This is a genomic window from Cryobacterium sp. TMT1-2-2 (assembly GCF_004403505.1).
GTDB classification, from domain to species: Bacteria; Actinomycetota; Actinomycetes; order Actinomycetales; family Microbacteriaceae; genus Cryobacterium; species Cryobacterium flavum.
Map to the genome: position 1 here is coordinate 147884 of NZ_SOGS01000017.1, position 21864 is coordinate 169747.

The 21864-nt window shown below is 66.0% G+C and carries 20 protein-coding genes and 1 tRNA gene; 10 read left to right on the top strand and 11 right to left on the bottom strand.

Annotated elements, in window-relative coordinates; translation table 11 throughout:
- Nucleotides 1-17: 17 nt before the first annotated feature.
- The 4 genes from E3T35_RS12630 to E3T35_RS12645 are packed head-to-tail and all read right to left on the bottom strand — an operon-like array spanning nucleotide 18 to nucleotide 4726.
- Nucleotides 18-932: an XdhC family protein gene (locus E3T35_RS12630; RefSeq protein WP_134346565.1), complete on the bottom strand. Its 915-nt coding sequence runs from the start codon at nucleotides 930-932 to the stop codon at nucleotides 18-20.
- Nucleotides 933-935: 3 nt separating this feature from the next.
- Complete coding sequence (locus E3T35_RS12635; protein ID WP_134346566.1) at nucleotides 936-3329, bottom strand: aerobic carbon-monoxide dehydrogenase large subunit; 2394 nt, start codon at nucleotides 3327-3329, stop codon at nucleotides 936-938.
- Nucleotides 3326-3826, bottom strand: a complete 501-nt coding sequence (locus E3T35_RS12640; RefSeq protein ID WP_134346567.1) for a (2Fe-2S)-binding protein — start codon at nucleotides 3824-3826, stop codon at nucleotides 3326-3328. The genes E3T35_RS12635 and E3T35_RS12640 overlap by 4 nt, the downstream gene beginning before the upstream one ends.
- Nucleotides 3827-3838: 12 nt before the next feature.
- Complete coding sequence (locus E3T35_RS12645; RefSeq protein ID WP_092341383.1) at nucleotides 3839-4726, bottom strand: xanthine dehydrogenase family protein subunit M; 888 nt, start codon at nucleotides 4724-4726, stop codon at nucleotides 3839-3841.
- Between the two features lie 129 nt (nucleotides 4727-4855).
- Between E3T35_RS12645 and E3T35_RS12650 the strand changes: the two genes are divergently transcribed.
- Nucleotides 4856-5830 carry a LysR family transcriptional regulator gene (locus E3T35_RS12650; RefSeq protein ID WP_134346569.1) on the top strand — a complete coding sequence of 325 codons (975 nt, stop codon included), beginning with the start codon at nucleotides 4856-4858 and terminating at the stop codon, nucleotides 5828-5830.
- Between the two features lie 20 nt (nucleotides 5831-5850).
- A complete protein-coding gene (locus tag E3T35_RS12655) occupies nucleotides 5851-6516 on the top strand; it encodes a hypothetical protein (RefSeq protein ID WP_134346570.1) in 666 nt (221 codons plus the stop codon).
- 17 nt (nucleotides 6517-6533) lie between these two features.
- Here the strand turns inward: E3T35_RS12655 and E3T35_RS12660 are convergent, their stop codons facing one another.
- From E3T35_RS12660 to E3T35_RS12670, 3 genes are all read right to left on the bottom strand, one after another.
- Nucleotides 6534-8051 carry a CYTH and CHAD domain-containing protein gene (locus E3T35_RS12660; protein ID WP_134379385.1) on the bottom strand — a complete coding sequence of 506 codons (1518 nt, stop codon included), beginning with the start codon at nucleotides 8049-8051 and terminating at the stop codon, nucleotides 6534-6536.
- Nucleotides 8052-8097: 46 nt separating this feature from the next.
- On the bottom strand, nucleotides 8098-9261 hold the full coding sequence (locus E3T35_RS12665) for a globin domain-containing protein (protein ID WP_134379387.1): 1164 nt from the start codon (nucleotides 9259-9261) through the stop codon (nucleotides 8098-8100).
- Nucleotides 9262-9376: 115 nt separating this feature from the next.
- Complete coding sequence (locus E3T35_RS12670; protein ID WP_092341388.1) at nucleotides 9377-9820, bottom strand: Rrf2 family transcriptional regulator; 444 nt, start codon at nucleotides 9818-9820, stop codon at nucleotides 9377-9379.
- Nucleotides 9821-9874: 54 nt separating this feature from the next.
- Between E3T35_RS12670 and E3T35_RS12675 the strand changes: the two genes are divergently transcribed.
- The gene (locus E3T35_RS12675; RefSeq protein ID WP_092341389.1) at nucleotides 9875-10618 is read left to right on the top strand and encodes a trimeric intracellular cation channel family protein; all 744 of its coding nucleotides are present in this window, start codon (nucleotides 9875-9877) and stop codon (nucleotides 10616-10618) included.
- Here the strand turns inward: E3T35_RS12675 and E3T35_RS12680 are convergent.
- Complete coding sequence (locus E3T35_RS12680; protein ID WP_134346574.1) at nucleotides 10615-11433, bottom strand: inositol monophosphatase family protein; 819 nt, start codon at nucleotides 11431-11433, stop codon at nucleotides 10615-10617. The genes E3T35_RS12675 and E3T35_RS12680 overlap by 4 nt on opposite strands.
- 125 nt (nucleotides 11434-11558) lie before the next feature.
- Here E3T35_RS12680 and E3T35_RS12685 point away from each other — a divergent pair.
- From E3T35_RS12685 to E3T35_RS12695, 3 genes are all read left to right on the top strand, one after another.
- Nucleotides 11559-11634 (top strand) — tRNA-Lys (locus E3T35_RS12685).
- A gap of 222 nt (nucleotides 11635-11856) precedes the next feature.
- Nucleotides 11857-13026 carry an enoyl-CoA hydratase/isomerase family protein gene (locus tag E3T35_RS12690; RefSeq protein ID WP_134346575.1) on the top strand — a complete coding sequence of 390 codons (1170 nt, stop codon included), beginning with the start codon at nucleotides 11857-11859 and terminating at the stop codon, nucleotides 13024-13026.
- 23 nt (nucleotides 13027-13049) lie between these two features.
- Nucleotides 13050-13826 carry an enoyl-CoA hydratase gene (locus E3T35_RS12695; RefSeq protein WP_134346610.1) on the top strand — a complete coding sequence of 259 codons (777 nt, stop codon included), beginning with the start codon at nucleotides 13050-13052 and terminating at the stop codon, nucleotides 13824-13826.
- On the opposite strand, the gene E3T35_RS12700 is transcribed toward E3T35_RS12695, so the two are convergent.
- Nucleotides 13813-14520: a response regulator gene (locus tag E3T35_RS12700; protein WP_134379425.1), complete on the bottom strand. Its 708-nt coding sequence runs from the start codon at nucleotides 14518-14520 to the stop codon at nucleotides 13813-13815. The two genes, E3T35_RS12695 and E3T35_RS12700, sit on opposite strands and share 14 nt — an antisense overlap.
- A gap of 7 nt (nucleotides 14521-14527) precedes the next feature.
- On the bottom strand, nucleotides 14528-16198 hold the full coding sequence (locus E3T35_RS12705; RefSeq protein WP_134346576.1) for a sensor histidine kinase: 1671 nt from the start codon (nucleotides 16196-16198) through the stop codon (nucleotides 14528-14530).
- 135 nt (nucleotides 16199-16333) lie between these two features.
- Between E3T35_RS12705 and E3T35_RS12710 the strand changes: the two genes are divergently transcribed.
- The 4 genes from E3T35_RS12710 (at nucleotide 16334) to E3T35_RS12725 (ending at nucleotide 21294) form a co-directional block, all read left to right on the top strand.
- Entirely contained in the window at nucleotides 16334-17719 is a 1386-nt protein-coding gene (locus E3T35_RS12710; protein WP_134379389.1) for a cation:dicarboxylate symporter family transporter, read from the top strand.
- A 338-nt stretch (nucleotides 17720-18057) separates the two neighbouring features.
- Nucleotides 18058-19362 carry a glycine betaine/L-proline ABC transporter ATP-binding protein gene (locus E3T35_RS12715; protein ID WP_194088295.1) on the top strand — a complete coding sequence of 435 codons (1305 nt, stop codon included), beginning with the start codon at nucleotides 18058-18060 and terminating at the stop codon, nucleotides 19360-19362.
- On the top strand, nucleotides 19359-20285 hold the full coding sequence (locus tag E3T35_RS12720) for a proline/glycine betaine ABC transporter permease (protein ID WP_134346578.1): 927 nt from the start codon (nucleotides 19359-19361) through the stop codon (nucleotides 20283-20285). Before E3T35_RS12715 ends, E3T35_RS12720 begins: the two co-directional genes overlap by 4 nt.
- A gap of 121 nt (nucleotides 20286-20406) precedes the next feature.
- Nucleotides 20407-21294, top strand: coding sequence for a glycine betaine ABC transporter substrate-binding protein (locus tag E3T35_RS12725; RefSeq protein ID WP_134379391.1), 888 nt, complete (start codon nucleotides 20407-20409; stop codon nucleotides 21292-21294).
- 60 nt (nucleotides 21295-21354) lie between these two features.
- Here E3T35_RS12725 and E3T35_RS19325 read toward each other — a convergent pair whose 3' ends face one another.
- Entirely contained in the window at nucleotides 21355-21765 is a 411-nt protein-coding gene (locus tag E3T35_RS19325; RefSeq protein ID WP_134379393.1) for a DUF1801 domain-containing protein, read from the bottom strand.
- Nucleotides 21766-21864 lie beyond the last annotated feature (99 nt).

The following is a 21864-nucleotide window of genomic DNA, read 5'->3' on the forward strand; positions in this document are numbered from 1 at the left end:
GGCGACAGGCCAGGGCTCTAGCGCGCGGTCGCATACCGCTCCGGATTCGCCAGAAACGCTCTGCGGCATCCCGCCGCACAGAAATACACGGTCTCGCCGCCATGCTCCACCTGCAATGACGAGGTCAGCGCGGCCACCGTCATGCCGCAGACCGGGTCGATCGCGTTGCCAGCCGGTTCAGCGGCGCTCGCCGCGTCAACGGCAGCAGCATGAGACGGATACCCGCGCCCGGCCCGTTCCTGCACCAGCTGCGCGAAAATGGACACCGCGATCTCGCCGGGCGTGCGCGCCCCGAGGTCGAGCCCGGCCGGACTGAACACCCGCGCGCGCTGTTCGGGCGACACGTCGAGCGAGGCGAGTACCGCCGCGCCCCGCTTCGGACTGGCCACGAGCGCGATATAGGGCACCCCGGCAGCCAGGGCGGCGAGCAGCGCCGGCTCTTCGTCGCGGCCGTGGGACGCGACGATGAGGGCGGCGTCGCCGGCCTGCGGGGCGGCGGTCGCGCCATCCGCTTGCACGAGGTCGAAACCCACGAGCGGTGCCAGGGCGGCGAGTGCGTCGGCGTCGGGGGTCGACCCGACGACGACGAGGCTCGGCAGCGGAATGCGCGGTTCGAGAAAGATCTCGATCGCACCATTGCTCACGCAGGGGTTGGAGACCTCGACGGCGCCGTCTTCCACAATGCTCGACGGCACACCCGCCACGACCCTCAGCAGCAGCGGCTGGCGGCTTTCGAGTACCTGCAGACTGTACAGGCGAACGGATGCCTCCACGCACGTTCCCCCGACGAACCCGTCAATCTCGCCGGTCGCGCGCACAAGCGCCGTGTCGCCGGCGTGCGCGCTCGTGGGGCGCTGGGCGCGCACGACCGTCGCGTGTACGAAGGCCTCACGGCGTGCAACGAGCTCCCGCTCCAGGGTTGCCTGGCCCACGGTTTACACCGGAGGTCTCGTGCGGCCTTGCATGGCCTCCCACACGCGGGCGGGCGTGCACGGCATATCCATGTGCACGACGCCAAACGGGGCGAGGGCGTCGACGACGGCGTTGACGACGGCCGGGGGAGAGCCGACGGTGGCCGATTCGCCGACGCCCTTGGCGCCGATCGGGTGGTGCGGCGACGGGGTCACCGTGAAGCCGGTCTCCCAGTCGGGCACCTCCATGGCGGTGGGAATCAGGTAGTCCATGAACGAGCCACCGAGGCAGTTGCCCTCGGCGTCGAATTCGATGAATTCCATCAGCGCCATTCCGACGCCGTCGGTGAGGCCGCCGTGAATCTGCCCCTCGATGATCATCGGGTTGATTCGGGTGCCGCAGTCGTCGACGGCGATGAACCGGCGTACCTTGACGTGTCCGGTGCCCGGATCGACGTCGACGACGCAGATATAGGCGCCGAACGGAAAGGTGAGGTTGGGCGGATCGTAGGTGACCTCGGCGTCGAGGTTGCCGTCGATGCCCTCTGGCAGCGCGACCGTGCCGTGGGCGCCCATCGCGATCTCGGCGATGGTTTTGCCCACGCTCGGGTCGCCCTTGACGAACCAGCGGCCCTTCTCCCATTCGAGGTCTTCCGGGCGGGTTTCGAGCATGGCCGCGGCGATGAACCGGGCCTTCTCCCGCACCTTGCGGGCCACGAGGGCCACGGCGGCGCCACTGACCGGGGTGGACCGGCTGCCGTAGGTGCCGAGGCCGAACGGGGTCTGGTCGGTGTCGCCGTGCACGACGTCGATGTCCTCCGGCGGAATGCCGATCTCCTCCGCCACGATCTGCGCAAACGTCGTTTCGTGGCCCTGCCCCTGGCTTTGCACCGAGATGCGCACGACCGCCTTGCCGGTGGGGTGGATGCGCAGTTCGGCGCCGTCGGCCATGCCGAGGCCGAGAATGTCCATGTCCTTGCGGGGGCCGGCACCGACCGTTTCGGTGAAGAAGGAGATGCCGATGCCCATCAGTTCGCCGCGTTCGCGTTTTTCCTTCTGTTCGCGGCGCAGTTCGTCGTAGCCGGCCATCTTCATCGACAGCCGCATGGTGGGTTCGTAGTTGCCGGAGTCGTACTCCCAGCCGGTTTTGTTGGCGTAGGGAAACTGCTCCGGTTTGATGAAGTTCTTCAGCCGCAACTCGGCGGGATCCATCTCGAGTTTGCGGGCCAGGATGTCGACCATCCGCTCGACCAGGTAGACCGCTTCGGTGACCCGGAACGAACAGGCGTAGGCCACGCCGCCGGGTGCCTTGTTGGTGTACACGCCGGTGACGGTGCAGTGCGCAGCGGTAAGATCGTAGCTGCCGGTGAAGATGTGAAAGAAGCCGGCCGGATACTTGGTGGGCTGGGCGGTGGCGTTGAAGGCACCGTGGTCGGCGAGCACGTTGGTGCGCAGGCCTAAGATCTTGCCGTCCTTGGTCGCCGCGATCTCGCCCTGCATGATGTAGTCGCGGGCGAACGAGGTGCTCATCAGGTTTTCGGAGCGGTCCTCGACCCATTTCACCGGTTTGCCGGTGACGATCGAGCCGACCACGGCGAGAATATAGCCCGGGTAAATGCCGACCTTGTTGCCGAATCCGCCGCCGATGTCGGGGGAGACCACGCGAATCTTGTGCTCCGGAATGCCGGAGACCATCGCGAACAGGGTGCGGTGGGCGTGCGGGGCCTGCGTGGTTTCGTACAGGGTGAGGCGGCCGTCGATGGGGTCGAAGTCGGCGACGGCGCCGCAGGTTTCCATCGGCGCCGGGTGCACGCGCGGGTAGACGATCTCCTGCGTGACCACGACGTCGGCGCTGGCGAAGACGGCATCCGTTTCGGCCTTGTTGCCGGCTTCCCAGTCGAAGATGTGGTTGTCGGTGCGGCCTTCGAGGTCGTCGCGAATGACCGGAGCGCCCGGATCCATCGCCTTGCGGGCGTCGACGACCGGCGGCAGTACGTCGTACTCGACCTGGATCAGTTCGAGGGCGTCGCGGGCCGCATAGCGGTCTTCGGCGACGACGAACGCCACCTCCTGGCCCTGAAAGCGCACCTTGTCGGTGACGAGAACGGCCTGAACGTCCATCGACAGGGTCGGCGCCCAGGCCAGGCCGAGTGCCTGCAGGTCGCTGCCGGTGATCACGGCGAGCACCTTGGGGTGCGCGAGGGCCTCGGTCGTGTCGATCGAGACCAGCCGGGCGTGGGCGACGGGAGCGCGCAGAATGGCACCGTGCAGCATGCCGGGCAGTACGATGTCGTCGACGTAGTGGCCCTTGCCGCGCACGAAGCGCGGGTCTTCCTTGCGCTGCATGCGGCCGTGGCCGACGGGCCGATCGTGGTCGCCGGCGGCCGGGTTCGACGGGCGGTCCTCAAGGATAGTCATGCGTGCACCTCTTCATCAGTTGTTTCAGCGGTGGCCCCGACCGGATGCTCGGCCGCCCACTGAATGGACCGCACGATGGTGGCGTAGCCGGTGCAGCGGCAGATCTGGCCGGAGATGGCTTCGCGAATCTCCAGTGGTTCGGGATGCGGGTTGTGGTCGAGCAGCGCGCGGGCGGTGAGCATCATGCCGGGAGTGCAGAAACCGCACTGCAGTCCGTGCTCCTCCATGAAGCCCTGCTGCACCGGGTCGAGGGTGGCGCCGTTGGCGAGTCCCTCCACGGTCGTGATCGCATGCCCGTCGGCCATGGCCGCCAGTACCGTGCAGGATTTCACCGGCTGGCCGTCCATCAGCACCACGCAGGTGCCGCAGTTGGTGGTGTCGCAGCCCCAGTGCGTTCCGGTGAGTCGCAGGTCGTCGCGAATGAAGTGCACGAGCAACACCCGCGGTTCGATCTCGCGAGTGACGAAAGTTCCGTTGATGGTCATGCTGATCTGCATTGGGCTCAACTCCTAAATCGTAATCTCGGAAACGGATGCCGCGGCGCGACGACAGGCCGCCCGCAAGACCCGACGGGTCAGTTCGTCGGCGAGGTGCCGCTTGTAGTCGATCGGGCCGCGCTGGTCGGCGAGGGGATCGCAGGCGAGGGATGCGAGGCGCCCGGCCTCGGTGAAGAGTTCCTCGGTGGGAGCCTGGCCGACCAGCACCGCTTCGACCTCGGTGACATTGCGGTCAAGTCCGACGGCGGTGAGTCCGACGGCCACCTGGCTGATCGCGCCGGCGGAGTCGAGGCTGACCGAAGCGCCGGCCGCGGCGACGGCCCAGTCGCCGACGCGGCGCTCGACCTTTTCGTAGGCGCTGCTCGAGTCGGAGCGAATGGGTATGCGCACCTCGATCAGCAGTTCGTTCTGGGCAACGGCCGTCTCGTAGGGGCCGCGGTGGAAGTCGGCCATGGACAGCATCCGCTCACCGGCCGGACCGCGAACGACGGCCACCGCTTCGAGAACGTGACAGACCGTGGAGAGATCTTCGGCCGGGTCGGCCTGGCAGAGCGAACCGCCGATGGTGCCGCGGTTGCGCACGATCGGGTCGGCGATGACCCGTTCGGCGTCGGTGATGATGGGAAACAGGCGCTTGACGTCGTCGGATTCCAGCAGGGTCGTGTGTCGGGTCATCGCGCCGATACGCAGCACGTCCTTATCGACGAGCAGGTAGTCGAGCTCGAACAGGTCGTTGATGTCGATCAGCCAGTCGGGGCGGGCGAGGCGCAGCTTCATCATGGGGAGCAGGCTGTGGCCGCCGGCGACGACCCGGGATTCGGCCCCGTGACGGTCAAGCAGGGCGAGAGCGTTGTCGACCGAACTGGCGCGAACATAGTCGAACGGAGCCGGAATCTGCACGGGCTTCTCCTCACTGAGAAGTTTCCATGGCGCCGCGCATCGTTGCGCGACACCGTTATGTGCCACAGCTTGCTCCCCGCCGCCGAGACTGTCAATATCGACCTAAGCGAAAGGTTATGAGCTGTGGCAATGACGCTGAATCAGCTGCGGGCCTTTGCCCTGGTGGCCCGACTCGGGTCGCTGCGTGCGGCCGCGGCCGCCCTGAACATCAGCGAACCGGCGGTGTCGTCGTCGCTCGCCGCGCTGCGCCTCGACCTCGGCGACGCCCTGTTTGTGCGTGCCGGCGCCGGCATCGCCCTGACCGCCGGCGGGCGGGCGCTCGCCGACCACGCCCAGGAGATCGTAGGCCTGGCCGACCGGGTGCGCTGGGAGGTGTCGCACGCCGAGGAATCCACCGCGAACCTTCGGGTCGTCGCCACGGCCGGGTTCGCCGAGCACGCGGCCGGTCGGCTGCTCGACGCGTTCACCCGTCGGGTGCCCGGTCATTTTGGCGGCATCGATGTGGTGGTCGAGTCCGCCGATGACGTGGGGTCGCTGCTGCAGGACCACGCCTACGACGTGGCGCTCGGAGCGAGGCCGCCGCAGGGAAACCAGCTGGAAGTGGTGCCTTTTCTGCGCTACCAGCGGGTGCTGGTGGCCGCGCCGGAGCATCCGCTCACCCGGCTGCCGCCGTCGCTCACCGCACTCCTGAAAGAACTGTGGTTCAGCGGTCCGGCCGGGGTGGAGGAGTTCACCGCCGAGAGCCGCTGGTTGGCGGCATCGTTTCTCGCCTCAGCGCTCGGAGTGCCAGAGATCGTGCCGCTCAGCAGCGAAACGGATGCCCTCGCCGCGGTTCGCGACGGCGAGGGCATCATGCTCGCGTTCATGCACATCGTGCGGGCCGAGGTGGCGGCCGGATCGCTCGTGGTGCTGCCGGTGCCGAACACGCCGATTGCCGGGTTGTGGTGTGCGAGCACCCTCGATCACGGTCGGGCACCGGCCGCAGCGCGCACCCTGCAGCGGTTCGTGACGACCGCCGAGGCCACCGCAGCGATGCTCGCTCCTGGCGGTTCCCGCGGGGTCGCGCGTCGCGGCAGCAAGGTGCACGTGGCCCTCTGGAGCTGAGTCTGAGTAGACTGGGATGTATGGCAAACTCACAGCTTCGTGACAATTCAGTGTCCGCGGCCTCCCTCACCGGGTTCGTCGGCGGGGGACTGCTGCTCGCCTCGGTCGTCGTCACGGTGATCTCGCAGCCCGCACTGTTCGCCTATATCGGACTGATCGGCCCGGCTCTGTTCGCCGCGGCCCTACTGGTGTTCGCCTTCGGGGTGCGGGGCGTGGGCAGCGTCACAGCGCGCCGTCCGGTGGGCACGACAGCTCTGGTTCTGCTGGCGTTCTGGCTGTTTCTCGGGTCGGTGCAGAGCGTCGTCATCAGCGACTTCTTCTCGAACGATCCCGCTCCGACCCTGCTGATGGCCTTCTCCTACGCGGACTCGTACGTGCAATTCGCCCTCGCGCTGGTGGCCGTCATGCAGATCGCCCGGATCGGCGCCGTGCCGTCCCCGTTCAACTGGGTGCCGGCCTGGGTGGTAGGCGCGGCCACCGCAACCTGGCTGCTCTCCCAACTGCTGGGCGCGGGCTTGGCCACCTTGACCGGACCGAATCTGGTGGTCTGGGTTCTGATCGGACTGGACGGCCTGGTGCGGATCGGCGGCATGATCCTGCTCGGTGTCATCGCCATCGTTCTCGCCGATCGGGTCAATCGCAGCACCGTTGCCGCCCCGCCCCTGATCGGGGCCGACCAGGTCTGATCCAGCGCCTGACAGCGTCAGGGGCGCCGCGACCATGCTTTCCAGAAGCGGGCTTGGGCGCTTGAAGCCTGCTCCTGCTCCTTCGCGTGCAGCCGGCCATAGCTGAAGGTGTTCTCCCCGCGCAGGTAGGCCTTGACCCCGCCGCGCTTGAGCAGGCGATCACGGGCGATGACGCTGTCGTGCTGTTCGCCCAGGATGGTCTGCAGCTTCTGGGCGAAGCGGCTCACGCGGGCCGAGCGCTTGGGGCTGAGCGGATGCGCCGTCTCGGCCGCGTAGCGCAGCCGCTTGGCACGCTTACGAGCGGTGTGCAGGGCGAGATCCCGTTCCGATCCCGGCACGGTCTTGGCGGCCAGGCGCACGGCTCGGCGCAATTTCTTCCACTCCTTGGTGACCAGGGCCGGTACGACGACCCGGGCGTCCTGGTCGGCCGCGGCGGCGAACGGCGCAGTGGCGACGAGGGAATCGAGGGCATCGAGCAGTCGAAAGTAGCGGTGGCTGTCGAGGGCGGTGACGAGCGTGAGTTGCGCGGAGTGGGCATCCGTTTCGGAGCGGCTTTCGAGGCGTTCGCGAATCGGGCCGAGGAGCAGCGCGGGGGATTCGCGATCGAGCAGGCCGACCAGGCGCTGCTGCAGTACCTCTTCGTCGCGGGAGCCACCGAGCACGGCGGCGAGCCAGCCGAGTTCGGTGCGGAGGTGCTGCACGACCCCGGGATCGACGAGCGAACGATAGGTGGCCAGCACCGAGCGTAGCCGACGGGTGGCCACGCGCATCGCGTGCACAGAGCCGGCAGCGTGCTGGCGAACCTGCGGGTCGTGCCGGCGGATGACACCGATCTGCTCGGTCAGGCTGGCCAGCAGAACGTTGCTGGCCGGGCCGTTCGGGGTGGGACGGCGCTGCTTTGTGCTGCTCTCTGCCGGGAACCGGTCGCCGAGGGCGCGGGCGAGCTTGGAGGCGTGCTGCGACACGAGGATGCCGCCGCTCGCGAGCACAGACTGGCCAGCATCGAGCAGGTCCTCCGGTCCGTCGACGAGTTCGATCTCCCATTCACGCCAGGCGGCCGAGGCGGGTTCGTGAATGAGCCGTTGGGCCTCGACCCGGTCGTCGCAGAGCACGGCGAGGGTTTCGCCGCCGGCGCCGATCAGGGCGTGCACGACGCGGGTGGTGCCGAGGTGCACCACAGGAACGAGCGGAGAGTCGCGGGTGTAGACCCGCACGAGCTGGGCGAGCGACTCGGGTACGGCATCCGCTTCGTCCTGCAGGTGTTTGCCGATGGGAGCGTGTACTTCGCGTCGGCGTCCGGCGCCCTGCGGCAGTTTGAGGTGCCAGCCCGCGTCGTCGCCGCCGGTGCGGCGGCGCAGGGTGATGTGCGCACGCGCCAGCACGAAGTCGTTCGTGTCGAAGTAGACGGCCGCGAGGTCATGGGTTACCGGTTCGGCGACGGCCTGCACGCCGGGCAGATCGTTCAAGCGCGGCAGCAGGGCCAGCTCGTCGACGTCAAACTTGCGTTCTATCTCGATACCACCATTAGCGTCCACGGTTCAAACCTAGCGCGGTCGCGCCAGGCTTGAACCGTGCGGTGGGTCAGGCGTTGGCGAGCCACAGGTCGGGGCCGAAGATTTCATAGTGGATGCGATCGGCTGGCACGCCGGATTCCAGCGCCTGCGAGCGCAGGCTGCGCATGAACGGGAGCGGTCCGCACAGGTAGACCGAGGCATCCGCCGGGATGGTCACGTTCGCGAGGGACATGAAGCCCTCGTGGTGGCCGGCGCTCGGGATCTCCAGCCAGAGCTCCAGTTCGGCCGCCTCGAGCAGGGCGACGTCTTCATTCATCTGGTCGCGCAGCGCCCAGCGCTCGAGGGTACTCTCGGCGTGCAGCACGAGCACCTCACGCTTCGATCCGGTGTCGACCAGGGAACGAAGGATGGAAGCGCTGGGCGTGCAGCCGATTCCGGCCGAGGCCAGGATCAGCGGTCCGGTGCCGTGGTCGAGGGTGATGTCGCCGCACGGAACGGAGAGGATGAGGGTATCGCCGACCTGCACGTCGCGGTGCAGCACGGGGGAGACCTCACCGTCGGCATCGAGCTTGGTGGTGAAAACGCGGGTCGTGGCGGTGCCGGCCGAGAGAGAGTACTGACGCACCTGACGGATGCCGTCGGGCATGGTGGCGGTGACGCTGACGTACTGGCCTGGCAGGGCGGGCGTCACGGGGGTGTCGTCGGCGGGTTCGAGGGTGAACGTGATGGCGTCGGTTCCGGCCGCTTCCTTCTTCACGACGATCCACGGGGCGAGCGGCTTATCGCTGGCGAGGCCGGAATAGAGGCCCTTCTCCATCTTGATCAGGGCGTGGGCCATCAGCCAGTACACCTCGGTCCAGGCGGCGGCGATCTCGGCGGTGATGACGTCGCTGAGTTCGTCGGCGATGCCCTCGAAGAGGTACTTGTAGACGATGTCATACTGCTCGGGCTGAATATCGAGGGAGACGTGCTTGTGGGCGATGCGGGAGAGCATGGCCTCCGGTGTGGTGTCGGGGTTCTGCAGCAGGTGGGTCGCGAAGACGGCGATGCTGCCGGCCAGCGCCTGCTGCTGCGAGCCATTCTTCTGGTTGGACCGGCTGAACAGCCCGTCGAACAGTTCGGGGTGGGCCGTGAGCATGCGGTGGTAGAAGTTTTTCGCGATCTCGGGCATCCGCTCGCCGACCAGCGGCAAGGTGGCTTCGATGAGGGGTGTGGACTGGGGCGAAAGCATGAATACTCCTTCTGCGTGTCGGCACCCGTTTGTGGGGGCCTTCATTAAAAGTAGCATTTGATATACCAATTAAACGGCTGTTTTCTACAAGTCGTAGAAATTAGGGACTTTAGTCCTACCGCACCAAACCCAGTTCGACCAGCACTGGACCGTTCGCTTTTCCGTGCGGGAGGCTGGAGATAACGAGGTCATCCAGCTCGCGGTAGAAGGCTTCCCGCGCGCGGCGCAGGGCGCCGCGGAGACCGCATCCGCTGATCAACGGGCAGGGACCGTTGGGGGTGTCGCAGGCGGCGAGGTCGGTGCGCGTGTCGAGGGTGCGCAGGAGCGCTCCGACCGTGACCTCACGGCCGAGCGCGCTGATACGCACGCCGCCGTTTCGGCCGCGCAGCGCCTCGACCAGACCGAGTTCGCGCAGGCGCAGCAGCGCCTTGCTCACGTGGTTGTAGGGCGTGCCGACCTCGGCGGCGACGACCCGCGAGGTGAACGTCACGCTCTCCGGTGCCGCTGTCAGCAGCATGACCACCCGCAGGCAGACGTCGGCAAAAGCGTTGATCCTCATGCCTTAACTGTAGGGGCGACGGTTCCACTGTCGATATGAGAGAGAATGGGGCAAGTGAACACTGAGTCGGAGACGCTGTTTGAGATAATCCGCTTTGTGGACCTGGCTGGCGTGCTGGCCAACGCCATTCTTGGCGGCGTCGCGGCCCGCACCGCACGCCTCGACATTGTCGGTTTCGTGGTGCTCGCGATTATGAGCGGGCTCGGTGGCGGAATGATTCGCGACACCCTGCTGCAGCAGGGCACCCCGGCCGCCCTGCTTGACCCGGCCTACCTGATCTGCGCGATTCTCGGCGGGGTCATCGCGTACTTCGTCACGTTCAACGGCCGCTGGACCCGACGCGTGCTGCTGCTGCTCGACGCGCTCGCCGTGGGCTGCTGGTCGGCGGTGGGTGCCCAGAAAGCGCTCGAGGCCGGTCTCGGCTGGCTGCCGGCCATTCTGCTCGGCATCATCACCGCGGTCGGCGGCGGCATGGTGCGCGACATTATGCTGCTCAAGGTGCCGACGATTTTCGGTGGCAACACGCTCTATGCCACGAGCGCCCTGCTGGCGAGTACCGAGATGGTCATTCTAAGCAAGCTCGGGTTCGTGGCGATCGGAACCGCCGTCGCCATTCTCAGCGGCTCGGGGCTGTCGCTGCTGGCCAAACGCTACGGCTGGATTCTGCCGACCGGCTACGCACTGCGCATACCGAAGCCCATTCTGCTGCTGAATCCCCGGGCCTGGCGCCAGCGCCGGCTCGACGCGCGCAACGCCCGCAACGGCATTTTCCCCGACGATCCGGGTGCGTCGGTCTAACTGGGCTGCGTGGGATTCAGAACAGCGAGCGTCGCCGCGTGCAGCAGGCCGTTGGTGGCCAGGGCGCTGCCGTGCCACGGGCCGGGCTGGCCGTCGACCGAGGTAAAAGTGCCGCCGGCCTCCTGCACGATCGGGGCCAGAGCCGCCATGTCGTAGGGCTGCAGGTCGAATTCGCCGGCCACGTCGAGGTGGCCTTCGGCGAGCAGCATGTACGACCACATATCGCCATAGGCGCGGGTACGCCAGACCTGGCGGGAGAGCGTCACGAGCTCGTCCAGGTGCCCGGCTTGGTCCCACTGCTGCAGGCTGCCATAGCTGATGGATGCCTCGGCGAGGGTCTCGATGCCGGAGACGTGCAGGCGGGTCGGGGTGGCATCCGCTTGTTGGAGGTCACTGGACCAGGCGCCGCTGCCGGCCGCTGCCCACCAGCGTCTGCCGAGGGCGGGGGCGCTGACCACGCCGAGAACGGGCACGCCGTCAATGGCGAGGGAGATGAGGGTGGCCCAGATCGGGATACCACGCAGGAACCCGGCGGTGCCGTCGATGGGGTCGATGATCCACTGGCGCGTGGTCGACCCGGCCGTGCCGAACTCTTCGCCGAGGATGCCGTCGTCGGGGCGGTGCTCGGCGAGCAGGGCGCGGATGGCGTGCTCGACGGCCTGGTCGGCATCCGTTACCGGGGTGCGGTCGGGTTTGGTCGTCACGACGAGGTCGAGCGCGGTGAAGCGGGCGCGGGAGATGGTGTCGGCGGCGTCGGCGAGGGCCAGGGCCAGCTGGAGGTCGTCGGAGAGGGCGTAAATTCGCGGTTCGGTCACCCTTCCAAGGATAGTAATTTCGTGAGCGGATGCCGGTCACGGTCGCTTTCCCGCCTCGATTGGCATCGAGCCCCCGTAGGGTGTTAGGGTTACACGTTGCCGCGGGTCATTCCCGGCTTTCATACGCACCTCTAGCTCAATTGGCAGAGCAACTGACTCTTAATCAGTGGGTTCCCGGTTCAAGTCCGGGGGGGTGCACCACCAGCCCCGTCGTCACTGCTTGTGCAGTGCGGCGGGGCTTTTTTGTGCCCGTTTCGAGCCGGCGCGTCGGATCTGCGCTCGTGGCACGTGTTTGCGAAGGTTGCACTGGTTTGAACACGTGCCAACTTCTCAAACGCGGGCCATGAAGAATGTCGCGCCACCGCACCTCGTTAGACTAGGCCGCACCGCACCTCCGACCCGCAGCGACGCGGAAAGGTCCCTATGCCCCGCACGGATTCGATCACGACAACCTCCGATGACAGCACGAGGGCGGCGTCGGCGACCGGCGCCGGCGCATCCGCTGTCTCGGCCAACGAGGTGCTGCTGCAGCGGGACGGCCCGCTGGCCCGCATCGTCCTGAACCGGCCGAAAGCCCTCAACGCTCTGACGCACGGCATGATCCGCACCATCGCCGCAGCCCTCACCGACTGGGCCGACGACCCCGCCGTGCAGACCGTGCTGCTCACCGGCAGCGGTGACCGCGCCCTCTGCGCCGGCGGAGACATCGTCTCGATCTACCGCGACGCCCGCACCGACCCCGACGAGAACGCCCGATTCTGGGCCGACGAATACACCCTGAACGCCCAGATCAAGCGGTACCCCAAACCGTTCGTCGCCCTGATGGATCGCATCGTGCTCGGCGGGGGAGTCGGCCTGTCTGGTCACGCTTCGCACCGCGTCGTCACCGAACGCACCAAACTGGGAATGCCGGAGACCACCATTGGCTTCGTACCCGACGTCGGCGGCACCTACCTGTACTCGCGGACCCCCGGCGAACTCGGCACCCACCTCGCCCTCACCGCCGCAACCATGACCGGCGCCGACGCCATCGCTCTCGGCCTCGCCGACAGCTTCGTCGAATCCACCCAACTCGAATCCCTCGCCGACGCCCTCAAGCGGATGCCCGCTGCCGCGGCCATCGCCGAGCACGCGTCGACCGTGCCGCCGGCCCCACTGCTGGCCGAGCGCGCCTGGATCGATGAGTGCTATGCCGGCAACGACGTGGCCACGATCATCGACCGGTTGCAGGCATCATCCGTCACTGCGGCCGATGACGCGGCCGCCGCGATTCTGGCCAAGTCGCCTACCGCGCTGCGCGTCACCCTCGAATCCCTGCGTCGCGCCCGCGATCTCAGAACCCTCGAAGAGGTGCTCGAGCAGGAATACCGAGTGTCGCTGCGCATGGTGGCCGGCCACGATGTGATCGAGGGTATTCGCGCCCAGGTCATCGACAAGGACCGCAACCCGGCGTGGCAGCCGAGCACGCTGTCCGACGTCTCCGACGCCGACATGCAGGCGTACTTCGCACAGCTGGGAGAGCGCGAACTGCGCTTGCCGCGCAGTAAGACCCACGAAACCAGACAGACCACCGAACGAGAGGCCACCGCGTGAGCGACAGCAGCGAGACCAACACCATCGACACCTACGACAACATTCTGCTCGAACGCCACGGCCGCGTCGGCGTCATCACCCTGAACCGCCCGAAGGCGCTGAACGCCCTCAACTTCGCCACCATGCAGGACGTCGTCGGTGCCGCGACCCGGCTCGACGCCGACCCCGAGATCGGCGCCATCGTCATCACCGGCTCGGAGCGGGCCTTCGCGGCCGGCGCCGACATCAAGGAGATGTCGACCATGAGCTACATGGACATGTACCTCAAAGACTGGTTCGCCGGCTGGGACCGCCTCGCCGCCGTGCGCACCCCGGTCATCGCCGCTGTCTCCGGCCACGCCCTCGGCGGTGGCTGCGAACTCGCCCTGATCTGCGATTTCATCATCGCTTCCGACACCGCCACCTTCGGCCAGCCCGAGATCAAGCTCGGCGTCATCCCGGGCATGGGCGGCTCCCAACGCCTCACCCGCGCCGTCGGCAAGGCCAAGGCCATGGAAATGATCCTCACCGGCCGCACCATCGACGCCGTCGAAGCCGAACGCGCCGGCCTCGTTGCCCGAATCGTGCCGGTCGCCGACCTCCTGGCCGACGCCCTCGCCACGGCGACCGAGATCGCCGCCAAGTCAGCGCCCATCACCATGCTCGCGAAGGAGGTCGTGAACGCGGCCTACGAGACGATGCTGGGGGCCGGCGTCCACTTTGAACGTCGCCTGTTTCACTCGGTCTTCGCCACCGACGACCAGAGCGAGGGAATGGCCGCCTTCGTCGAGAAGCGCCCCGCGGTCTTCACGAACCGTTAGCGGTCTTCCAGCTGTATTCGTTCTCGGGACGCCCCGGCGTGCCGTAACGGGGAGCGCGCAGCACGAGACCGGTGTCGGCCAGATACTCCAGGTACCGCCTGGCCGTGACGCGCGACAAGCCGAGCGACTCCATCAGCTCACTCGCCGACACCGGCGCGACCTGCTCTTGCAGGAAGGCGACGACCGGGTTCAGGGTCGACTCGGCCAGCCCCTTGGGCCTCGGTATGTCGGTCGGAGCCCGCAGGCTCGCAAAGGCATGGTCGACCGCTGACTGCGTCACAACGGATGCCTGCCCGTTTAGTTCCGAACGAAAGTCCCGGTAACTGGATAATTTCGAGGCGAAGGTGGAGTAAGTGAATGGCTTGATCAGATACTGCACCACCCCGGCCGCGATCGCCCCGCGTACATTCTCCAGGTCGCGCACCGCGGTGATAGCGATGATGTCCGTGGCCAGACCGGCCGCCCGAATGCGCCGACTCACGTCGAGCCCGTGGCTGTCGGGCAGGTTCATGTCCATGAGCACGAGGTCGATCGGAGTGCCGGCGGAAGCGGCCGCCGCGACCCGGCGAAACGCGTCCTGCCCGGTACCGGCCGTGCCGACGAGCTCGAACCCGGCCAGCCGCCCGACATAGACGGCATGGGCCTCGGCCGCGAGCGGTTCGTCCTCGACGACGAGCACGCGAATGCGCGGCAGCGATGACTCAGGCATGGTCGACCTCGGCAGGATATGCACGAATGACAGCGGGAATGACGACCGTGAAGACGGCGCCCTCACGTCGCCCGATTGTCAGCGTGCCACCGAGGCGAGTCACCGCCTGCCGAACCAGTGCGAGGCCGAGACCCCGACCACCCACCGACCGACCCGGCGTCGTGGTGAATGTGCCCGTGGCGCCGGCGCCCTTGGTGCTGAAACCCAGCCGCAGCACGTCGTCGATCACCTCGGGTGCCACACCGGCGCCGCTGTCGGCCACCTCGATCGTGACGGCCTGCTCGGTCGATGACACGGAGACCGACACCCGACGCGGGTCCGCGCCGGCGGCCGCCGCGTCGAGGGCGTTATCGACCAGGTTGCCGAGCACCGTGACCAAGTCCTGAATGGACAGCCCCGACTCGGCGAGCGTGCCAGACGCCGTCACGGTAAGGGTGATCCCCAGCTCGTTGGCCTGCGCCGATTTGCCCATGATCAGGGCACTGATCACCGGTTCGTCGACCGACCCGACCATCTCGTCGGCCAGCCGCTGACTCAACTCGAGATCCTTGGTGGCGAAGTCGAGAGCCTGATCGGTGCGACCGAGTTCCATGAGCGACACGATGGTGTGCAACCGGTTGGAATGCTCGTGGGTCTGCGCCCGCAACGCGTCGGAGAGGGTCTGCATAGACTGCAACTCGCTGCCCAGGGTTTGCAGATCAGTGTGGTCACGAATCGTCGCTACGTATCCCATCGGGGTCGCCCTGGAGCGACTCGCCGAAGCCACGGCCGGTTCCTGGCTGACCACCAGCACCCTCGTGCCGGTCACATGAATCTCATCGTGTACGGAACGACCACTGCGCAGCAACTCACCGAGGCTCGGCGGCAGGCTCAACTCGGCCAGGGCGGGCGGGGGAGTGGCGCTGTCAGCAGCCGGCCGCGGCGGAATGCCGAGCAGCTGCGCCGCTTGGTCGTTGTAGAGCACGAGGTCGCCGTGCAGGTCGACGAGCACGAGTCCCTCCCGCACCGAGTGCAGCACCGAGTCGTAGTAGACGAACAGCTGCGCGAGACGTTCCGGACCCCACCCGAGCGTGACTCGCCGCAGGTAGCGGCCGAGCAGCCAGGTCACTACCGATCCCGAGGCGAGCAGCCCGAGCGCCAGCCCCAGTACCGACGGCAGCCGGGCGTTCAGGGCGATCGTGATGTTGCTGGTCGTGGTGCCCACCGCGACCAGCGCGCGAACGGTGCCGCCGGCATCCGTCACCGGCACGACGGCGCGAACGGATGGCCCGAGCGTTCCCGTGCTGATTTCTGTGAAGGCCGTTCCGGACAGAGCCGGTTCGACCGCACCGATGTAATCCTTGCCGATCTCGGTCTGGGTCGGGTGGGTCCAGCGGGTGCGGTCAGGGGCCATGATCGTGATGAAGTCGAGGCCGGCATCCTGGGTGAGATCGAGGGCATAGGGCTGCAGCGTCGCGCTCGGGTCGGTCGACTCGCTGGCCGCGAGTACCAGCGGACTGTCGGCGATGGCGGTGGCGACCGCGAGCATCCGGTCACTGGTTTCGTCGTAGCCGCGATCGCGGGCATCCACGAAGAATGCTGTTCCGACGAAGACCGTGAGCACCACGATGAACAGCGCGTGCGCGAAAAAGAGCCGCTTGGCGATGCTCCATTCCCTACGCAATCCGTGCTCCTTCGTGAACTCGTGAACAATATGACCGCAACCGTGACGTGCCGGGCAGCAGCGACCAGTCTGGAGGGCATTGCAATAGCCGGAGCCCGTGGTGGGCCAGGTAAAGCCTAGACATAGGAGTCTGACATGGCATCGACGCCATCAACCCGTACCAAACCCAAATCGAAGAAGAAGATCGACTCGTCGCACTACCTCTACATGGCCGTCATCGTCGCGGTCGTGCTCGGTATCATCGTCGGCCTGGTCTGGGGCGGACCGGACGGCTTCGCGGTTTCGCTCAAGCCGCTCGGTGACCTGTTCATCGCCCTGATCAAGATGATGATCGCTCCGATCATCTTCTGCACGATCATCCTGGGCATCGGCTCGATCGCCAAGGCCGCCACCGTCGGCAAGATCGGCGGACTGGCCCTCGGCTACTTTCTGATCATGTCCACCTTCGCGCTCGGCATCGGCCTGGTCGTTGGCAACATAATCCACCCGGGTGAGGGTATCAACCTCTCGGATGCCACGTTCAAGGCGACGGAATCTGCCGACACCCAGGGGTTCCTGCTCGGAATCGTGCCCGCCACCCTGTTCTCGTCGCTGACCAGCGGCAACATTCTGCAGACGCTTCTCGTGGCCCTGATCGCGGGCTTCGCCCTGCAGCGCATGGGGCCGGCCGGCAAACCGATCCTTGAGGGAATCGCGCACGTGCAGGCCCTGGTCTTCCGCATTCTGATCATGGTCATGTGGCTCGCTCCGATTGGTGCATTCGGCGCCATCGCCGCGGTCGTGGGCGCGACGGGTATCCAGGCCGTGATCAGCCTGTTCACTCTCATGGCCGCCTTCTACATCACCTGCATCATCTTCATCGTGGTCATCCTCGGCGGGCTGCTCAAGATCGTCACCGGCGTGAACATCTTCAAGCTGATGCGCTACCTCGGCCGGGAATACCTGCTGATCTTCTCTACCTCGTCCTCCGAGGCCGCCCTGCCGCGACTGATCGCCAAGATGGAACACCTCGGCATCTCCAAGCCCGTGGTCGGTGTCACCGTGCCCACCGGGTACTCGTTCAACCTCGACGGCACCGCAATCTACCTCACCATGGCGTCGCTGTTCATCGCCAACGCGCTCGGCCAGCCTCTCGCCCTCGGTGAACAGATTGGCCTGCTCGTTTTCATGATCATCGCCAGCAAGGGAGCCGCCGGAGTCTCCGGTGCCGGTCTCGCAACGCTGGCCGCCGGACTGCAGGCACACGCCCCGCAACTCGTCGGCGGCGTCGGCTTCATCGTGGGCATCGACCGGTTCATGTCCGAGGCGCGCGCACTGACCAACTTCACCGGCAACGCCGTGGCGACCGTCATGATCGGCTCCTGGACCAAGGAGATGGACCGGGTGCAGGTGGATCGCGTGCTCGACAAGCTTGAACCGTTCGATGAGCGCACCATGCTGACCCACGGCCACGTGAGCGCCGCCGAGACCCAGCGCAGCACTGAGCAGGCCGCGCAGTCGCAGATCCTGGACCGCGTCTAGCAGAAATCGCTGGCTGAAAAATAGCCAGCACTAGACTCGCGCTAAGGGTGCCGTCCGGAGGAGTCCTCCCGGGCGGCACCCCCGTTTAAGCGGTGATTTCGGCATGCCTCAAAGTCAGTGTGTTAGTATTGGCTACGGTCTTATAACCCTTCACCAGGACGCGCACGCGTAGCCCCCATTTGAGATGGAACGGCCGCCTTCGTATGGTGTGGTACCGAAGGATGCGATCCCATGATTGCTCCAGCCCGCGGGCCGCTCGGCGCCAACCCGTCCGCCAAGAGAGCTCGCCCCATTGTCAGTCGTGAAATTGGCTACGTTCGGCGTGCACCGGAGAACGCGTGACCGAGAGTATTCCTCTTCAAGAAACCATTGCCGTCAAGGCAGATCACCTCTACAAAGCATTCGGACGCCGTCCGCACGAGATCGTCAAGAAGCTCAAGGCCGGCAAGAGCCGCGCTGAGATCTCGTCGCACGGAGTTGCCGCCGTCATCGACGCCTCCTTCGAGGTCAAGAAGGGCGAGATCTTCGTCGTGATGGGCCTGTCGGGATCGGGCAAATCCACCCTCATTCGCATGCTCAACGGACTCTGGGACACTACCTCCGGCACCGTAAGCGTCGGCGGCACCGACATCACCGACGTGTCCGCCAAGGAACTGCGCGATGTACGCCGCAAGAGTATCTCCATGGTGTTCCAGCACTTCGCCCTGCTGCCGCACCGCACCGTGATCGACAATGTCGCCTACGGTCTCGAAATTCAGGGCATGAATCGGGCGGATCGCCTCGCCAAGGCGCGGACGATCATCGATCTGGTCGGCCTGGCCGGCTGGGCCGACAACCTGCCCTCCGAATTGTCCGGTGGCATGCAGCAGCGGGTCGGGCTCGGCCGTGCCCTCGCCGCCGACACCGACGTACTGCTCATGGACGAAGCCTTCTCGGCTCTCGACCCGCTCATTCGCCGCGAGATGCAGGAACAGCTGATCGAGCTGCAGGCCGCGCTCGGCAAAACCATCATCTTCATCACGCACGACCTCAACGAGGCCATGTTCCTCGGCGACCGTATCGCGGTCATGCGCGACGGCCGCATCGTTCAGATCGGCACCCCGGAAGAGATCCTCACCGACCCGGCGAACGACTACGTCGCCCAGTTCGTGCAGGACGTCGACCGGGCCCGCGTGCTCACCGCCGCGAGCGTGATGGAACCCGTGCGAGCGGTCATCACCAAGACAGCCGGCCCCCGGGCCGCGCTGCGTACAATGCGCGACCTGCAGACATCCGTCACCTTCGTACTCAACCGCGATCGCAGCTTCGCCGGCATCGTGCGCGATCGCGACGTTCTCAAGCTCGTCAAGCGCGGCGAGACCGACCTGCGCGCCATCATCCGCGATGACGCCACCGCGGTCTTGCCCGAAACCGCCCTGGTCGACTTGGTCGAACCGTCGGTCGAGAGCGAACTGCCCATCGCCGTCGTCGATGAGAAGAACCGCCTGCTCGGCGTGATTCCGCGAGTCACCCTGCTCGCCGCGATCGGCAACGTCACGACCAATACCGGCCCGTTGCCCGTCGTGATGCCACCGGCCACCATCTCGGTCAGCCAGATCGCCGAGATTCTGGGCGACACCGCGCTCGAAGGAGTTGAAGCGTGAACGAGTTCCGAATCCCTGTGGGTTCCTGGGTCGAAGTCTTGTTTGATTTCGTAACCGAGCACTTCAGCTTCTTCTTCGACTTCGTTCGTCTTGCCTTTACTGGCGCTTTTGAGACCGTCGACTATCTACTGGTTTCCCCGCCGTTCTATGTGATCATCGGTCTGGCCGGCCTGCTGGCCGTGGCGGCTCGGGGGTGGAAGTTCTTGGCCGGGACAGTCGTCGGCCTCCTGCTGATCGTTGGCATGAATCAATGGGAAAATGCCATGGACACGCTTGCCCTCGTGCTCGTTGCGAGTGTGATCGCCATTGCGATGAGCATCCCACTCGGTATTCTGGCGGCCAAGTCGAAGGCAGCCTCGAGCGTCATTCGTCCGGTGCTCGACTTCCTGCAGACGATGCCCGCCTTCGTCTTTCTGATTCCGGCGCTCCTGTTCTTCCGCGTCGGTGAGGTACCGGGAATCGTAGCGACTATCATCTTCGCGATGGCGCCGGGGGTGCGCCTGACAGAGCTGGGGATTCGCGGGGTCGACCCAGAGATCGTCGAAGCCGGGTCTGCCTTCGGTGCCTCACCGGGGCGCATCCTGCGCCAGATCCAGCTACCCCTCGCCCTGCCCACGATCATGGCTGGCATCAATCAGGTCATCATGCTGTCACTCTCGATGGTCGTCATTGCTGGAATGGTCGGCGCCGGCGCCCTCGGTGCGGAGATCATGACGAGTCTTAGCCGGATCGATATCGTGCTTGGTTCCGAGGCTGGTCTGGCCGTCGTAATTCTCGCCATATTCCTCGACCGAGTCACCGCCGCGTTCGGTACCGGCAAGACGCCCATCAGTCGCTTCATCGCGTTGCGCAAGAGCCGCGCGCCGGCATCCGCTTCGGTGGAAACCGCAGCTCCGGTCGAACCCGAATCGGTTCGTCTGTAACCCACACACTCACGGGCGAGCGAGCGCCCGTGTCCATCGGCGGTTGTCATAGCACTCAGATCGGCCGCCAGCACCAAGAGCCAACCCTGCCACCCTTCGCGGGTGTCGAGAATGGAAACACATGAAAATTCGTACCAAGTCATTCATTGCAGGAGGAGCCATTTCGCTCCTCGCCCTCAGCGGGTGCGCTTCCGCTGAAACTGCCACTGTCTCCAACGGCGACAACGCGGATATGAGCCTGGCTGTATTCAACGGCTGGGACGAGGGCATCGCCGTTTCCGAGCTGTGGAAAGCCATTCTCGATGAGAAGGGCTACAACGTCGAGCTGGAATACGCCGCGGAGGCCCCCGTCTACTCGGGCCTGGCCACCGGCGATTATGACCTCAGCATGGACATCTGGCTGCCTGACACCCACGCGTCCTACCTCGAAAAGTATGGCGATGACATCGTCGACCTCGGTGCATGGAATACCGAATCCAAGCTCACCGTCGCGGTGAATGCGGATGCCCCGATCGACTCCCTCGCGGAACTGGCCGAAAACGCCGACCTGTTCTCCAACCGGATCGTCGGCATCGAGCCCGGTTCAGGCCTCAATGAGGCCATGGAAGAGCGGGTCATCCCGACCTACGGCCTCGACGGCATGGATAACGTGACGTCGTCGACCGCGGGGATGCTCTCCGAACTCACCAACGCGACCGACAACGGCGAGAACATTGTCGTTACCCTCTGGGAGCCGCACTGGGCCTACGGAGCGTTCCCGATCAAGAACCTAGAGGACCCCGAGGGAACTCTCGAGAACATCGAGAGCATCCACTCCTACGGTAGTACCGAGTTTGAAGCTGACTTCCCGCAGGCCGCCGAGTGGATCAATAACTTCGAGATGGACCTCGAGACGCTGTATTCCCTTGAAGAGGAAATGTTCGTCAACTACGACGGTCAGGACTACGCGCCGATCGTCGCCAAGTGGATCGAAGACAACCAGGAATACGTAGACGACCTCACCAGCTAGTCACGGATTCTGCACGAAAAACGGCCCGCGTCCTTGGACGCGGGCCGTTCTATTTAATGTTTACGCGGATTCGAGCTCGCGCAGCTGCTGCAGCCAGCCGGTGAAGAGATCGCTGTCGAAATCATCCACGCCGCGCAGCTTGTACTCACTCATCTCTGCCGACCCACTGGCATTGAGCTTGCCCGAGTCATCGGTGATGGCCTGGCCGCGCCAGAACAACACCGTGACGAAGGTGGGGTAGGCCTTGAATCCGGCTACCGGCAGCTCGTCGTCGAGCCAGACCGGATGCCCGTGCCACAGTTCCGTCGACGTCTCCGGCAAGGCCAGGTCGAAGGTGTCGCGGAGCAGGGAGACGACGCTCGCGAGCGGCTCGGCCGGAGCGGCGACGTACTCGTCGATCGTGGTCGGCTTCTGAGCGGATGCGTCGGTGGCGGGAACGGGCGTTGAGATGAGTGTGGAAGTCAGGTGAATAGCCTCTTTCGTGGTGGAGTTGGCGTACGGCGCTGGCCGAACGGATGCGTTTCTCCCTCCACACTCTCATGCCGTTCCCATTTGCGGCTGGGCAGACAC